The 14,685-nt window shown below is 69.8% G+C and carries 14 protein-coding genes; 5 read left to right on the top strand and 9 right to left on the bottom strand.

The window, feature by feature from the left end; all coding sequences use genetic code 11:
* Positions 1-3: 3 nt before the first annotated feature.
* Positions 4-1,164, top strand: a complete 1,161-nt coding sequence (locus tag ACSUZC_RS14425) for a polyprenyl synthetase family protein (RefSeq protein ID WP_439029215.1) — start codon at positions 4-6, stop codon at positions 1,162-1,164.
* On the top strand, positions 1,161-2,753 hold the full coding sequence (locus ACSUZC_RS14430; RefSeq protein ID WP_439029216.1) for an alpha-(1->6)-mannopyranosyltransferase A: 1,593 nt from the start codon (positions 1,161-1,163) through the stop codon (positions 2,751-2,753). Before ACSUZC_RS14425 ends, ACSUZC_RS14430 begins: the two co-directional genes overlap by 4 nt.
* Here the strand turns inward: ACSUZC_RS14430 and ACSUZC_RS14435 are convergent.
* The gene (locus ACSUZC_RS14435) at positions 2,741-3,106 is read right to left on the bottom strand and encodes an Rv2175c family DNA-binding protein (protein ID WP_439029217.1); all 366 of its coding nucleotides are present in this window, start codon (positions 3,104-3,106) and stop codon (positions 2,741-2,743) included. The two genes, ACSUZC_RS14430 and ACSUZC_RS14435, sit on opposite strands and share 13 nt — an antisense overlap.
* A gap of 144 nt (positions 3,107-3,250) precedes the next feature.
* Between ACSUZC_RS14435 and ACSUZC_RS14440 the strand changes: the two genes are divergently transcribed.
* On the top strand, positions 3,251-4,489 hold the full coding sequence (locus tag ACSUZC_RS14440; RefSeq protein WP_439029218.1) for a protein kinase domain-containing protein: 1,239 nt from the start codon (positions 3,251-3,253) through the stop codon (positions 4,487-4,489).
* A gap of 22 nt (positions 4,490-4,511) precedes the next feature.
* Here the strand turns inward: ACSUZC_RS14440 and ACSUZC_RS14445 are convergent, their stop codons facing one another.
* Positions 4,512-5,903 (bottom strand): class II 3-deoxy-7-phosphoheptulonate synthase, encoded by a 1,392-nt coding sequence (locus ACSUZC_RS14445; protein ID WP_238423422.1) that lies wholly within the window; start codon positions 5,901-5,903, stop codon positions 4,512-4,514.
* A 44-nt stretch (positions 5,904-5,947) separates the two neighbouring features.
* A complete protein-coding gene (locus tag ACSUZC_RS14450) occupies positions 5,948-6,430 on the bottom strand; it encodes a polyadenylate-specific 3'-exoribonuclease AS (protein ID WP_439029219.1) in 483 nt (160 codons plus the stop codon).
* A 103-nt stretch (positions 6,431-6,533) separates the two neighbouring features.
* Between ACSUZC_RS14450 and ACSUZC_RS14455 the strand changes: the two genes are divergently transcribed.
* Positions 6,534-8,108 carry a mannosyltransferase gene (locus ACSUZC_RS14455; protein ID WP_439033130.1) on the top strand — a complete coding sequence of 525 codons (1,575 nt, stop codon included), beginning with the start codon at positions 6,534-6,536 and terminating at the stop codon, positions 8,106-8,108.
* A gap of 12 nt (positions 8,109-8,120) precedes the next feature.
* Here ACSUZC_RS14455 and ACSUZC_RS14460 read toward each other — a convergent pair whose 3' ends face one another.
* From ACSUZC_RS14460 to ACSUZC_RS14485, 6 genes are all read right to left on the bottom strand, one after another.
* The gene (locus tag ACSUZC_RS14460) at positions 8,121-8,828 is read right to left on the bottom strand and encodes a lysophospholipid acyltransferase family protein (RefSeq protein ID WP_439033131.1); all 708 of its coding nucleotides are present in this window, start codon (positions 8,826-8,828) and stop codon (positions 8,121-8,123) included.
* 207 nt (positions 8,829-9,035) lie between these two features.
* On the bottom strand, positions 9,036-10,019 hold the full coding sequence (locus tag ACSUZC_RS14465) for an ROK family protein (protein ID WP_439029220.1): 984 nt from the start codon (positions 10,017-10,019) through the stop codon (positions 9,036-9,038).
* Entirely contained in the window at positions 10,019-10,474 is a 456-nt protein-coding gene (locus ACSUZC_RS14470) for a hypothetical protein (protein ID WP_439029221.1), read from the bottom strand. The genes ACSUZC_RS14465 and ACSUZC_RS14470 overlap by 1 nt, the downstream gene beginning before the upstream one ends.
* Before the next feature lie 123 nt (positions 10,475-10,597).
* On the bottom strand, positions 10,598-11,854 hold the full coding sequence (locus ACSUZC_RS14475; RefSeq protein WP_439033132.1) for an ArsA-related P-loop ATPase: 1,257 nt from the start codon (positions 11,852-11,854) through the stop codon (positions 10,598-10,600).
* 14 nt (positions 11,855-11,868) lie between these two features.
* Positions 11,869-12,306, bottom strand: coding sequence for an SRPBCC family protein (locus ACSUZC_RS14480; protein ID WP_439029222.1), 438 nt, complete (start codon positions 12,304-12,306; stop codon positions 11,869-11,871).
* The gene (locus ACSUZC_RS14485; protein ID WP_439029223.1) at positions 12,306-12,746 is read right to left on the bottom strand and encodes a hypothetical protein; all 441 of its coding nucleotides are present in this window, start codon (positions 12,744-12,746) and stop codon (positions 12,306-12,308) included. The genes ACSUZC_RS14480 and ACSUZC_RS14485 overlap by 1 nt, the downstream gene beginning before the upstream one ends.
* 108 nt (positions 12,747-12,854) lie before the next feature.
* Between ACSUZC_RS14485 and ACSUZC_RS14490 the strand changes: the two genes are divergently transcribed.
* Positions 12,855-14,663, top strand: coding sequence for an AMP-dependent synthetase/ligase (locus ACSUZC_RS14490; protein ID WP_439029224.1), 1,809 nt, complete (start codon positions 12,855-12,857; stop codon positions 14,661-14,663).
* Positions 14,664-14,685 lie beyond the last annotated feature (22 nt).

Below are 14,685 nucleotides of genomic sequence, written 5' to 3' on the forward strand. Positions count from 1 at the left end.
AGGGTGACCTCCACGATCCCCACGCCGACGTCGCTCGACGAGGTCCCGGCGGCCGTCGAGGCCGAACTGCGGGCGTTCTTCGCCGATGCCGTACCCGCGGCCGCCGGGATCGCTCCGGTGGTGGGTGAGGCCGCCGAACTGATCCGCGACTTCGTCCTACGGGGCGGCAAACGCATCCGGCCGGTGTTCGCCTTCGCCGGATGGCGTTGCGGCACATCGTCGCCGGGTCGCTCGGCGACCGGGGTCGCCGGGTCGGCCGACGCGCCCGACGCCGGAGATGCGCTGCGCGTGTGCGCGGCCCTCGAACTCGTGCAGGCGTGTGCGCTGATCCACGACGACATCATCGACCACTCGGACACACGGCGCGGACACCCCACCGCCCACCGAGAGTTCGAGTCCCGGCACATCGCGGCCGGATGGTCCGGGGATCCGGGTTCACACGGTGTCGCCGCCGCGATCCTGGCGGGCGACTTCGCGCTGGCCTGGGCCGACGATCTGGTGCACGGGCACCGGCCGGGCGTGGTCTCGACGAGCTCCGCCGGCGGAGCTCGCCGGCTGCCCGCCGATGTCGGGGTGACGTGGACCGCGATGCGGACCGAGGTGCTCGGCGGTCAGTTCCTCGACATCGTCAACGAGGCCGGAGGTGACGAGTCCACCGAAGCGGCCTATCGGGTGATGGAGTTCAAGACCGCCGCATACACGGTCGCGCGGCCCCTGGAGCTCGGGGCCCGGCTCGCCGGGGCGCCGGAAGACCTGGTGGCGCAACTTCGTTCGATCGGGCACGACCTGGGCATCGCCTTTCAGCTGCAGGACGACCTGCTCGGTGTGTTCGGCGACCCGGAGCGCACCGGCAAACCGTCCGGCGACGATCTGGCCTCGGACAAGCGCACCGCACTCCGCGCCATCGCCATCAGACGTGCCGACGACGCCGACCCCGCCCTCGGGGCGAGGCTTCGTTCCTACCTGGGCCGCTCGCTCGACGACGAGGAACTCCGTTCGGCCAGGGCGATCGTCACCGACATCGGGGCCGTGGCCGAGGTGGAGCGCTCGATCGACGACCTCCTCCGCTCGGCACTGGTGTCGCTCGACGCCGCCGAGATCGGTGGGGACATCCGCGCCGAGCTGACCGCGGTCGCACATCGCCTCGCCCATCGACAGGCATGAGCTCGGCCGTGGCGCCCACGCAGACCCGGCCCAGGACCGGTCGCGGTGATCTGATCCTCGGCGCGATCGGGTCCGGACTCATCTGCCTCGGCAGTTTCGGTGTCGGCGACCGGCCGCGCAACTCGCCCGTGCTCTCCGATCTCGGGCTCAGCTGGATCACCTACGGACACGGGAAGACCGTCCTCGGCATCGCATTCTGGCTGGGCGTGTTCCTGATGGTGTTCGCGTGGGTTCGCCTGGGCCGCCGCATCTTCGGGGTGCGCCGCGGGTCGGGCAACGCAGCCGCAGACATACCTGATGCCGACGACGTCCCGGCGGTGCCGAGCACCCGGACGTTGAGCCGGTGGCTCCTGCTGTGGGCCGCACCGCTGTTCGTCGCGGTACCGGTCTACAGCCGAGACGTATATGCCTACCTCGCCCAGGGAGCCGTGTTCGGGGCGGGGTTCGATCCCTATGCCGACGGTCCCGCCCACCTGCCCGGCCCGCTCGTCGACAGCATGGCGCAGGTCTGGGCCACCACCACCGCCCCGTACGGCCCGTTCTTCATGGGCATGCTCCGGGTGGTCACCGAGATCACCGGCGACGATCTCGTCCTCGGCGTGCTCGCCATCCGGCTCGTCCTGCTGCCCGGACTCTTCCTGTCGCTCTGGGCGATTCCGCGGCTCGCACGGAGGTTCGGCGCGTCACCCCAGGCAGGCCTGTGGTTGGCGTTGTTCAACCCGATGGTCCTCATCCACCTGGTGGCGGGACCGCACGTCGAGTTGCTGATGATGGGTGTCCTCGTCACCGGGATCGCGCTCGCGGCCGGTGGTCGACACGTCGCGGGCACCGCCGTCCTCGCGCTCGCGGTCTCCATCAAGATCACCGCCGGCATCGCGCTGCCGTTCGTGGTGTGGATCTGGTTGGCCGACATCCGTTCCCGGCGTCCGATCACCAGCCGGGACGTGGCGACGGTGTTCGCGTCCGTCGTCGGTATCGCCGTCGCCGTCTTCGGGTTCTGGACCCTGGTCGTCGGACTCGGCCTGGGCTGGCTCACCGGGTTGGGCTGGGCTGACGTGATTGTCAACTGGTTCACCATCCCCACGCTGGCCGCACATCTGGTGACCCTGGCCGCCGCGCCGTTCGTCGCCCTCAACCTCCAACCGGTACTCGAGGTCACCCGCATGATCGGGTCCGCGGTCCTCGCGGTGACCCTGGTCGTCCTGTGGTGGAGTCATCGACGGGATGCGCGCGACGCCGTGGCCGGGATGGCGTGGGCGATGCTCGCGGTGCTGCTCCTCGAACCGTCGACCCTGCCCTGGTACTACACCTGGGTCCTGGCCATCGCGGTCGCCTTCGACCTCCCGCCGTGGGTCCGCGCCACGGTCGTCGGGGTCTCGACGTTCATGCTCATCGTGTTCCAGCCCGACGACGCGATCGTGTTCTACAAACCGTTCGAGGTCGCGCTGGCAGTCGCGCTCGCGGGGCTGGCGGCCTGGTCGCTCGTTTACCCCGACCCGCTACGTCTGGGACGGCTCGGACGGTGGATGTGGGGCTCCGCGCCGAGCGACGCCGGCGGTCGCGTACCCGCGGCCGATCAGAAGGCCTGAGCCTGTGCGCGTCGGATGACCTCGCGCGCCGAATCGGTGTGCAGCGCGGCGGCCGGGCAGATGCCGAGATCGTCCAGGTCGGTGAACAGCCACGTCATCGCCTCGTCGCGCGTGTAGCCACCGTCGAGCAGGACCCCGACCAGACCGTAGAAGTGCTTCACCACGCCCAGGTCGTCGAAGAACAGGGCCGGGATGGCCGGCTGCCCGTCACGGGACACGGCGAGCAGGTGATGATCGCGGATCAGGGTGCGCACCCGGCTCGAGGACACCTCGAGTTTCGCGGCGACCTCGTCGAGCGACAGGAGCTCGACATCGGCGGGCAGGGCGTCACGCGAGAGCGGAAGGGAGACCACGCCGAAAGGGTAACGGGTCATCGCGGCCGGGGAAAACCGCTCGCGCCGAACCACACCGCCCGCCCTTGCCGGCCCGCGACGTCCGCGAGGGTCATGCGTGGCGCTCACCCCCGAGCCTCCGGCGCTGCAGGTAGATTCAGCACCGTGAATTCTCCCGTCGACGCGATGCTCGGGACGGTCCTCGAGGGCCGGTACCGCATCGACGCCCCCATCGCGCGCGGTGGCATGTCGGCGGTCTACCTCGCGGTCGATCTGCGGCTGGGGCGCGACGTGGCGGTCAAGGTCATGGACTCGCGCTACTCCGGCGACCCGCAGTTCCTGCGCCGCTTCGAGTTCGAGGCGCGTGCCGTCGCCGGTCTGAAGCATCCCGGGCTCGTTGCCGTCTACGACCAGGGCATCGACAACGGCATCGCCTTCCTCGTGATGGAACTGGTCGACGGCGGCAGTCTGCGCGAGCTGCTGCGGGAACGCGGACCGATGCCGCCGCACGCGGTCGTCGCCGTCGCCTCGCCCGTGCTCGGCGGTTTGGGTACGGCGCACGCGGCGGGACTCGTCCATCGCGACGTGAAGCCGGAGAACGTGCTGATCTCCGACGAGGGCGAGGTCAAGGTCGCCGACTTCGGTCTCGTGCGGGCCGTCGCCGAGGCCGGGGTGACCTCGGCGAGCGTCATTCTCGGCACCGCCGCCTACCTGTCCCCCGAACAGGTCGAGTCGACTCATGCCGACGCTCGCAGCGATGTCTACTCGATGGGCGTGATGATGTTCGAATTGCTCACCGGTAGAACCCCTTTCCATGGGGACTCGCCGCTGGCGCTGGCCTATCAGCGGCTCACCTTCGACGTCCCGGCACCCGGTGACGTGATCCCCGGCGTGCCCGCCGAGTTCGACGAGATCGTGCTGCGCGCCACCGAACGCGACCCGGCCGACCGGTTCGCCGACGCGTTCGAGATGCAGCACGCGCTGCTCTCCGTCGCCGACGAGCTGGATCTCCCGCCGTTCACCGTCCCGGCGCCCCGTCGGTCGGCCGAACGACAAACGGTGTCACGGTTCCGCGGGCCGGGAGCCGCTCACGGGACGCGCATGCAGTCGGTACCGGGGCCGCACACCCCGGCGTCGGAGGAAGTGCGATCCGCGGATGAGCACCCGCCCGCCGGGCCCGTGGACACCCCGGTCGAGGAACTCGCGCCTCGGCGGCACCCACCGCAACCCTCGCGCGGGCGTGACGTTCGCGACCGCGGGTCCCGCGGCGAGATCGTCGAGCCCGAACTGATCGGCGGCAATCGCCTCACGGCGCTGGTGTGGGTCGTGCTGGTGCTGCTGATGGCCGCGGGACTCGGGGCTGCCGGCTACTGGGTCGGCGCCACGTTCCTCGCGATCGGCTGAACCCGGTCGGCCAGGGGGATCGTCAGCCCCGCAGCATCTCCGCGACGAGGAACGCCAGCTCCAGGGACTGCTGGGTGTTCAGGCGCGGGTCACATGCGGTCTCGTAGCGTCCGGCGAGGTCGAGATCGGAGATCTCCTGGGCGCCACCGAGGCACTCGGTCACGTCTTCGCCGGTGAGCTCGACGTGGACCCCGCCGGGGTGACTGCCGAGTGCGCGATGCACCTCGAAGAATCCCTGGACCTCGTCGACGATGCGGTCGAAGTGACGGGTCTTGAAACCAGTGGAGGCCTCGTGGGTGTTGCCGTGCATCGGGTCGCACTGCCAGATGACCTTGTGCCCGGTCGCCTCGACGGCCCCGACGATCGCCGGGAGGACGTCGCGGACCTTGCCGTTGCCCATCCGTGCGACGAGGGTCAGGCGCCCCGGAACGTTGTGCGGGTCGAGCCGCTCGACGTACTCGACGGCCTGCTCGGGTGTCGTGGTGGGTCCGATCTTGATGCCGATCGGGTTGGAGATGAGCTCGGCGAAGGCGATGTGGGCCCCGTCGAGCTGCCGGGTCCGCTCCCCGATCCACAGGAAGTGCGCCGAGAGATCGTAGAGGACCTTCCCCTCGCCCTCGGGATCGTCGGCGAGCCGGAGCATCGCACGTTCGTAGTCGAGGACGAGTGCCTCGTGCGAGGCGAAGATCGCCGCCGAGTTCAGGCTCGAGTCGGTGACGCCGCAGGCGTCCATGAAGCGCAGGCCGCGGTCGATCTCGGAGGCGAGCGCCTCATACCGGGCACCGGCCGGGGATGTGCGCACGAACTCGCGGTTCCAGTCATGCACACGCGTCAGGTCGGCCTCGGCCTGGGTGAGCGCGCGCACCAGGTTCATCGCCGCTGCCGCGTTGGCGTAGGCGCGCACCAGGCGGGACGGGTCGTGAGCCCGGATCGCCGCGTCGGCCGGGAAGCCGTTCACCATGTCGCCGCGGTACGACGGGAGCCCGAGGGCGTCGACGTCCGACGACCTCGGCTTCGCGTACTGACCCGCGATGCGCGCGAGTTTGACCACCGGCGTACTCGCGCCGTAGGTCAGCACTACGGCCATCTGGAGCAGCGTGCGGATGTTGCCCTTGATGTGGGGCTCGGTGTTGTCGGCGAAGGTCTCGGCGCAGTCGCCGCCCTGCAACAGGAACGCCCGCCCCTCGGCGACGTCGGCCAGCTGGGACGCCAGCGTCTGCACCTCGGCCGGCATGCAGATCGGCGGCACCGATTCGAGGACCGTGCGCATCTTGCGAGCCTCATCGGCAGGCCAGCTCGGCTGCTGCACGGCCGGCCGGCTCATCGCCGCGTCGAAGCGCTCCTGCAGGTCACCCGGCAGCGGCGGAAGCTCGGGGAGTTCGTCGATCGGAACGTCTACGGTCCAGTTCACCACCCGCTCCACAGTAGTGGAGTCCGGGCCGCCGACTCGTCCGCGGGTCAGTGGCGCGACTTCTCGATCGCCTCCCAGCGCCGCAGGTTGTGCCGTGCATCACTCAGGGCATCGTGGGCGTCCGACGGTGCGGGCGGCAGCGCGGGACGGCCGGCGGCCTCCCAGTGCTGGCGCAGTTCCCGGGTGAAGCGCGGGATCGGTCGCGGCAGCGCGGTCATCGGCCCCCAGAGCTGACACAGCACGACGTGGTCGTAGGCCCCGACCCACGCCCACAACTCGATGTCGGTGCCGTCGGCGGTCAGGAACTCGAGCAGGTCATCGCGGATCCGGCGACGGTCGCGCCACGCCGACGACGACGGCGACGGCAGCTTCGGCAACACGTTGGCCCGCACCCACTCGCCGGCCCGCCCGGGGTCGAAATCCGTCGACACCGCGTAGAACTCGCGACCGTCCTCGCCGACCACCCCGATCGAGACGAGCTCGATGGTGGTGCCGTCCTCGATGAACTCGGAGTCGTAGAAGAACCGCATGGGTCAAGTATTCACACACCCCGGACCCGACCCGCTCACCGCGCACCGTTTCGCCATACCCGGCCTCCGCTGTCTACCCTGGTATTTCGTGCGCTCCAGGTCTGTGCTGGCGACCGCTTTCCTGGCGGCGTCCATCATCGCGCGGCTCGTCTGGGACACGCTGACCGTGAACGGCAGGAACTTCGTGGACCTGCACGTTTACCGCGACGGTTCGGCGGGTCTCGCCGACGGGTCGCTCTATTTGTTCACCTACGCCGGTGAGACCGACTTCGCGCTGCCCTTCACCTATCCGCCGTTCGCGGCGGTCGTGCTGTATCCCCTGTCCCTGGTCCCATGGGATCTCGTGGCGATCGGATGGCAGCTCGCCACGTTCGCCGCACTCTACGCATGCGTGGTCCTGGCCCTGCGCCTGTGCGGTTCGACCACCGATGTCTACGCGATCGCCGCGCTGTGGACCGCGCCCGCGATCTGGTGCGAACCGGTGCGGGTGACGCTGGACTACGGACAGATCAACGTGTTCCTCATGCTCGGCACCCTGGCGGCGATCACCTGGGCGCGCAGCGACCGCGGGGTGCTCGCGGGCGGCGCGCTCATCGGACTCATGGCCGGTATCAAGCTCACTCCCGCGATCACGGGCCTCTGGTACCTCGCCGTACGTCGGCCGCTGGGCGCCGCGGCCGCCGCTGCCGCGTTCGTCTTCACGGTCCTCAGCTGTCTGCTGCTGTTCCCCGACGTCACCCGCACGTACTACGGGACGCTCTTCGGCGATGCCGAGCGCATCGGTCCGGTCGAGGCCGTGATCAACCAGAGTCTGCGCGGCACACTGTCCCGCTTCGCGGGGTTCGACGTCGGCACGGGATGGATCTGGGCCGCCGGTGTGGTCGTCGCGACGATCGTGGCGGTCGTCGCGTGGCGGTCGGTGTCCGACGCACTCGGCATCCTGCTGGTCGTCCAGTTCCTCGGTCTGCTCATCTCGCCGATCTCGTGGGTCCACCACTGGGTCTGGGTCATCCCGCTCGCGATCTGGCTGGTGCACGGAGCCGGCGCCCGACGCCGCGGATCACGGGCCGTGCTCGCGATGTGGCTGCTGGTGGCCGGCCTCGGAATCCCGTGGCTGCTGCGGGTCACGATCGAATACGGTCCCCACCCGCCTGCCGTCCTGGAGGCCGTCCTGGGCGCCGCGTGGCCGGTCGCAACCCTCGTCACCATGGGCTGGATGATCGCGACGCGCTCGAAGCGTGGGAACGATCCGGCCGACGCTTGCCCCGCAGAGGTGGTCGCGGCCGCGATCGTCGTCGACGACCGGGTTCTGCTGGCGCGTCGGGCGCACCCCGTCGAGCTGGCCGGTAAATGGGAATTGCCCGGCGGGCGCGTCGAATCCGGCGAGTCGCATGCCGCGGCCGTCCACCGCGAGATCCGGGAAGAACTCGGCGCCGAGGTCGAGGCGGGTGAATCCGTCGGGTCAGCGGTGGCCCTGCCCGGTGGCCTCACGATGTACGCATACCTCGCCCGGCTGCGTTCGGGAACACCGGAGGCGCTCGAACATCTCGACGTGCAGTGGTTCACGGCCGACGAGCTCCGGGGGCTCGACCTCGACGAGGTCGTGCCCGCCGACCGCGACTGGCTCCCCCACCTGTGTGCCGTCCTCGACGACGCCCGCGTGGGCGGCACCGGCTGAGTCGGAGCGCCCTCAGGCCGCGTCGGCGGCGGGCGGCTGGACCGCGGGCGCCTGGTTCTTCAGGCTGGCGGCGTAGACGTCGACGTACTGCTGGCCGGAGAGCTGCATCAGCTCGTACATGATCTCGTCGGTGACCGCACGCTCGATGTAGCGGTTGCCTTCCATTCCCTCGTAACGGGAGAAGTCGAGCGGTTTACCGATCCGCACGCCGACCTTGGTGGGCCGGGGCAGGATGCTGCCGGGCGGATTGAACTTGTGCGTGTCGATCATCGCGACCGGGATGACCGGGACACCGGTGTCCATGGCCAGTCGCGCCAGTCCGGTCTTGCCCTTGTAGAGGCGGCCGTCCGGCGAGCGGGTGCCCTCGGGGTACATGCCCATCAACTTCCCGCTGCCCAGCTGACGGCGCGCCGCGGTCAACGCACCCTCGGCGGCCTCGGCACCCGAACGGTCGATGGGGATCTGGCCGGCGGCGGTGAAGAACCACCGCTGGAATGCGCCCTTGAGGCCGGTTCCGGTGAAGTACTCGTTCTTCGCGAGGAAGTAGATCCGCCGGTCCACCATCAGCGGGAGGAAGAAGCTGTCCATCACCGCCAGGTGGTTGCTCGCGAGGATCGCGGGACCGTCGGCCGGGATGTTCTCGTGCCCCTCGATCGTGGGCCGACCGAAGACCCGGAGCAGCGGACCGAGAAAGATGTACTTGAACGCCCAGTACCACATGGAACTCTCCTCGCCGCGCACGCCGACCGATGCTGTCACCGTCGGACGACCGATGCCGCAACCGCGGACACGGTGGGTACTCCGACGACAAGACCTTACCCGCGTCGAACTCTACCGACCGTCTGCGGCATCGGCAGCGGCGTCCGGTCGTTCGGCCCACGCCGGGCCCGACCGGCGGCGGCATCGGGTGCCCGACACCGGTGGCGCCTACGCGTGGGCTTCTCGTTCTCTGTCCGGCACCGACCGGATCGCCTGCCGCGCAACCTCTGCGGCGCCGACCACCCCGGCCGTCTCGCCGAGTTGGGTGCCGCGGATGCGGGCCAGCTGGCGGTGTCCGGCGCCGGTGACCTGCCGGGCGTAGTGCTCGCGCGCCTCGTCGAGGAACAGACCCGACGCCGCACCGACGCCACCGGCCAGCACGATCAGGTCCGGGTCGAAGATGTCGGCGATCATCGCGAGTCCCTGACCGAGGGACGCCGCGAAGCGGGCGAACGCCGCCAGGGCGACGGCGTCACCGTCGGCGGCCGCACCCGCCACCCGCCGGCCGGTCAGCGAACCCGGGTCCGCCGCGACGTCGGCGGCGAGCTGGCTACGTCCCCAGTCGCCGTCCGCCAGCAGTTCGACGACGGTGTCCACCAGGGCCGTGCCGCTGCAGTAGCGTTCCCAGCATCCCCGTTTGCCGCAGGCACAGGCGCGCCCGTCCGGAACGATCGTCAGATGCCCGAGTTCCGGTGCGACACCGTAACTTCCGCGATAGATCTCACCGTCGATGACGAAACCCGCGCCGATACCGGTGCCGATGGCGAGGACGACGGTGTTGTGTCCGCGAGCCGCGGCTCCGAACCGCCACTCGGCGACCGCCGCCGCGTTGGCATCGTGCTCGGCGAACACCGGAATGCCGACACGCCGCGTCATGTCCTCGGCCACCGGCGACTCGCGCCACGGGAGGTGCGGTGCGAAGCGGACGATCCTGCGATCGGTGGTGAGGAATCCGGCGATCGCCAGACCCACGGCCTTGGCGTCCCAGCGCGAGGTCAGTTCGCCGACGAGTCGGTCGAGGCAGTGCTCGAGCGCCTGGGCGGTGGGCGGCGTCTGCGCCCGCAGGGTGTCGAGCATCGCGCCGCGGTCGTCGACCACCGAGGCACGCACGCTGGTGCCACCGATGTCGATCCCGATCGTCAAGTCGCCCATCAGGTCTCCGCCTCCGGATCGGTCTGGCGGCGCGGCGCACGCGCCGGTTCGCCAGGGGCGGGGGCAGGCGGACCGATGCGGACCGCGATCGGCTCGTAGTGACGCGGGGTCGCGGCTGTGGAGGGTGCCGAGCGCAGCGCCTCGGCAACGGCCTCGAGCACCGCGACGACCGCCGCGATCAGGCGGGCGATAAGGTCACCGATCTCGGTCAGCAACGACGTGATCTCCCCCGAGGCACCTGCCAGCGCGTTCCCGAGCGGCCCGCCCGGCGCGAACGCGCCGAGACCGGCTCCCGCCGCCGCGTCCTGCGGTCCGGGAGCGAACATCGCTGCGAGATGGTCGATCTGCGCTGCGAGCCCGAGCAACAGATCGCGCACGGGATCGGCTGCCCCGTCCTGCCGGTCGCGACCGGACCCGTCTCCGGCCTGCCGGAACGTCTCCTCGTCCGTGCCCATCGCGACTCTCCCCTTCCTCGCACTGTCGTCTCGCCGCCGTGCTCACCGGCTCACGGCCCCGCGACGGCCGACGTCGTGAGCGGTTCATTCCAGCGAACCGTACCGCGCGGCGCCCGTCGGGTCCTACCTGCGCGGCCACACCGCCGGGTCCGGGACGAACCCGATGTTCAGCTTCGCGCCGTCCCAGTCGGCGCCGACCACCGTGCACCTCCGCAACACCGACGGAAGACGAACGGGATGACGGAAGCCCGAGATGGTCACCAGCAGGTCGTCGCCGCTGCGGCCCAGTGCGAACGAGTCCGGGTCGGGCAGACGCTGCGGCCAGGACAGGCGGAACGTCGGATCGGTGTCACCGGATCGCCCATCGTCGAATTCCTCATCGGTCCCGTTGCCCGGGTCCCCGGACACGACCGCGGCGGCAGCAGAGCCGCGCGGCACGCCGTGCGGCTCGGGAAGCGACACCGACAGTTTGCGCAGTCGGGCCACGCGGTCGATGGAGTCGGCCGACGCATCGACCACCTCGATCCGAACCGGCCCGTCACCGTCACCCGCGAGGTCCGCCTGCACCATGTCCACGATCGTCTCGGCGGATTCACGGCCGACACCGCCGTTGACCTGGATCGAGGCCAGCGGCAGACCCATCAGGTCGGCAGCGGCGAGATACTGCGGCGTGAGCCGCCGGGAACGGTCCTCGGCGGCGAGAACGAGGTGCACCGCCACCGCGTGCGGGTCCGCGAACAGCTCGGCGATGTCGAGGCAGTCTCGGTCGATGGCGTCGACCGCGGCGATGAGTTGTGCGATCACCGGCCGTTCGGAGGCCGTCGCCAACCGACGGTGCCGGGGCCAGAACCGATTGAGGGCCTGACTCAGCACCGCGCCACCACGCAGGAACTGCAACGGATCACCACAGCCGGAACAGTCGACGACGATGCGCTGCCAACGCCCGCTGACCGCCTCGTCGCGGATGCGCCGCAGCAGCAGGAAGTCGTCGATGCCGGGCAGGGAGGTGAGCTCGGCGGCATCGATCCCGGCCAGTGTCCCGACACCGGGCAGCGCCGTCTTGCTACGACTCACCGTGTGCTCGAGGACGTCGACGAAGGCCGACCACGTGCGCTCGGTGAGGTCGAGGCGGTCGAGGGTCAGCAGATGGAGATACCGCGACACCGCGACCGGTTCGTCGGGCTGCCGGTACACCCGCGCCCAGTCGTGCACCGGCGACCAGCGATCGACGGTGATCAGCAGGGTGTGGGCCTCGGTGCCGCCGATTCCCGACCTCGACGAGGTCGTGCGGGATCCTCGTGACACACCGGAGCGTTGCGTCGCGCCGGCCGCCGCGACCGTGGAGACGCCGGCACCACCGGGGCCGAGCACGACATGGATGGGTGTGAGATCGATCAGCCTTCGACCCTCTTCTTCAGGTCGAGCAGTGCGGCGTCGGTGATCGCCTTCTCCGCGCGGCGTTTGAGCTGCCCGATCATCGGGATCTGCAGGTCGACCATCAGCTCGTAGGTCACCTTGGTGGATCCCGGGACCTGCTGGGTCAACACATAGCGGCCCTGCTGATCTTTTTGCAGATCACTCGACACCAGTCGCCACGACACCGAGGTGCCGGACGGATCCCAGTCATAGGCAAGGACATACGTGTCCTGGAGTACGCCCGCGTCGAGGACGAACCGGACTTCGAGCGCGCGTCCGGCATCGTCGGTGCGCAGCACTTCGACCTCACGTGCCGCGGAGACCCACTCGGGGTAGTGGGCGAAGTCGGCGATCACGGCGAGGACCGCGTCGGCGTCGGCGCCGATGACGATGGACCGCTCGGTGTGATCGGCCATCACCGGGCCCCGGACCCGGCCGTGGCGGGATGTCCGGTGGCCGGCGCGCCGGCGGGCCGGCCGTCCTCGAGGAGTCGTTTGCATTCGAAGGACACGTCCTTGCCCGTCACGCGTCGTACCCGGTTCTCCTCGGCGAGGGCGTCGGCACGTGCACGCGGGTCCTCGGGCAGCCGGCCGGTGGGCTCGGCGTGCAGGAAGTAGTGCAGAACGAAACCGTCGAGGACCGCCTCGTTCCAGATCTCCATCGTCCCCGAGACCGGGCCGTCCACACGCCAGCGCACGCCCTGTTCCCCCCGGTCCTCGGTGACTGTCAGCCGCAGATCGGGCCACCACCGCCGCCAGTTGGCGGGATCGCCGATCACGGCGGCCGCCAACGGCGGTGCCGCCGCGACGAAGACCTCGTCGGCCACCTGGATGCTCGTCACGTCCACTAGCTTCACATACTCGCGTCGGCGCAGGGTAGTGCACCCGAAAGCGACGTCGCGAACAGGCGAATCCGGGGGCGGGGATACGATCTGCTCATTGTTGTCTACTGGAGGGTAACCACGATGGGCGAGTACAGCGTGCCCGCGACGTTCTCGATCGCCGACGACGAGAACTGCACGAACATCATCTTCGACCTGGCCCGGCGAACGCCCCAGCACATCGTGTTCCGCCAGAAGCAGGGCGACCAGTGGGCACCCGTCACCGCCGCCGACGCGGCGGCCCGCATCACCGCGATCGCCAAGGGTCTGATCGCCTCCGGGATCAATCCCGGTGACCGGGTGGCGTTGCTCTCCCGCACCCGGCTCGAATGGAACCTCTTCGACTTCGCGATCTGGTCCGCGGGCGCCATCACGGTGCCGATCTACGATTCGTCCTCCGCCGGGCAGATCGAGTGGATCATGCAGGATTCCGGCGCCGTGGCGATCGTCCTGGAAGACGACGGGCACCGCGCCGCGTTCGAGTCCATCGACTCCCTCACCGGACCGGTCACCGTGTTCCAGATCGACCGCACCGACGGCCCGGGCGCCGTCGACGAACTGGGCGCCGCGGGTGCCGATGTCCACGACGACGAGGTCGCCAAGCGCCGGGCCGGCGTCGGCGCGGCCGACGCCGCGACCCTGATCTACACCTCGGGCACCACCGGCCGCCCCAAGGGTTGCGAGCTCACCCATGCCAACATGCTGTCCGAGGTCCGCGCGGTCCTCGAAGGCGACATCCTCGACAAGGTCATCGCCCGCGACTCCAAGCGTCTGCTGATGTTCCTGCCCCTCGCCCACGTCCTCGCCCGGGCCATCACGCTCGTGGCGATCGAGGCCGGCGCCGAGGTCGGACACACCAGCGACATCCCCCATCTGGTGGACGAGTTCGCGGTCTTCAAACCATCACTCATCCTGTCGGTGCCGCGTGTCTTCGAGAAGGTCTACAACACCGCGCGCCAGAAGGCCCACGACGGCGGCAAGGGCAAGATCTTCGACGCCGCGGCCGACACCGCCATCGAATACTCCCAGGCGAGGGAGAAGGGACAGGTCGGTCTCGCGCTCAGGGTCAAGCACACGGTGTTCGACGCGCTGGTCTACAAGAAGCTGCGGGCCGCACTCGGCGGCGAGTGCCAGATGGCGATCTCGGGCGGGGCGCCGCTGGGTGCCCGCCTCGGCCACTTCTTCTCCGGCATCGGCGTCCCGGTCTTCGAGGGCTACGGCCTCACCGAGACGACCGCCGCGTTCAGCGTCAACACGCCGTCGGCGTCGCGCATTGGGACAGTCGGGAAGCCGTTGGCGGGCAATGCCGTACGCATCGGCGAGGACGGCGAGGTCCTGCTGCGCGGCGGCGTGGTGTTCCAGGAGTACTGGCAGAACCCCGAGGCCACCGCGACCGCGGTCGAGAACGGCTGGTTCCACACCGGCGACCTCGGCACCGTGGACGCCGACGGCTTCATCACCATCACCGGCCGCAAGAAGGAACTGATCGTGACCGCCGGCGGGAAGAACGTCTCCCCCGCCGGGCTCGAGGACGTCATCCGTGCCAGCGCGCTCATCTCGCAGGCAACGGTGGTCGGCGACGCCAAACCGTTCGTCGCCGCACTCATCACCATCGACCCGGAGGCATTCCCCGCATGGAAGGAGCGCACCGGCAAGCCCGAGTCGGCCACGGTTGCCGACCTCGTCGACGACGCCGACCTGCGCGCGGAGGTGCAGTCCGCGGTGGATCAGGCCAACAAGACGGTGTCGCACGCCGAGTCGATCAAGAAGTTCCGCATCCTCCCGACGGACTTCACCGAGGAGACCGGCGAGATGACACCGACCCTGAAGGTCAAGCGCAACGTGGTCGTCGAGAAGTTCGCCGGCGACATCGAGGCCATCTATCAGAGGTGACAATCCACCGGGAGTGACAGGG

This window comes from Gordonia terrae (assembly GCF_051789125.1).
GTDB lineage: Bacteria > Actinomycetota > Actinomycetes > Mycobacteriales > Mycobacteriaceae > Gordonia > Gordonia terrae_A.

Excerpts from the sequence above, each read along its gene's own strand:
- ACSUZC_RS14430 (WP_439029216.1), top strand. The coding sequence starts at position 1,161 with ATGAGCTCGGCCGTGGCGCCCACGCAGACCCGGCCCAGGACCGGTCGC.
- ACSUZC_RS14450 (WP_439029219.1), bottom strand. The coding sequence starts at position 6,430 with ATGCGGTTCTTCTACGACTCCGAGTTCATCGAGGACGGCACCACCATC.
- ACSUZC_RS14460 (WP_439033131.1), bottom strand. The coding sequence starts at position 8,828 with ATGTGGTACTGGGCGTTCAAGTACATCTTTCTCGGTCCGCTGCTCCGG.
- ACSUZC_RS14465 (WP_439029220.1), bottom strand. The coding sequence starts at position 10,019 with ATGGGCGACTTGACGATCGGGATCGACATCGGTGGCACCAGCGTGCGT.
- ACSUZC_RS14470 (WP_439029221.1), bottom strand. The coding sequence starts at position 10,474 with ATGGGCACGGACGAGGAGACGTTCCGGCAGGCCGGAGACGGGTCCGGT.
- ACSUZC_RS14480 (WP_439029222.1), bottom strand. The coding sequence starts at position 12,306 with ATGGCCGATCACACCGAGCGGTCCATCGTCATCGGCGCCGACGCCGAC.
- ACSUZC_RS14490 (WP_439029224.1), top strand. The coding sequence starts at position 12,855 with ATGGGCGAGTACAGCGTGCCCGCGACGTTCTCGATCGCCGACGACGAG.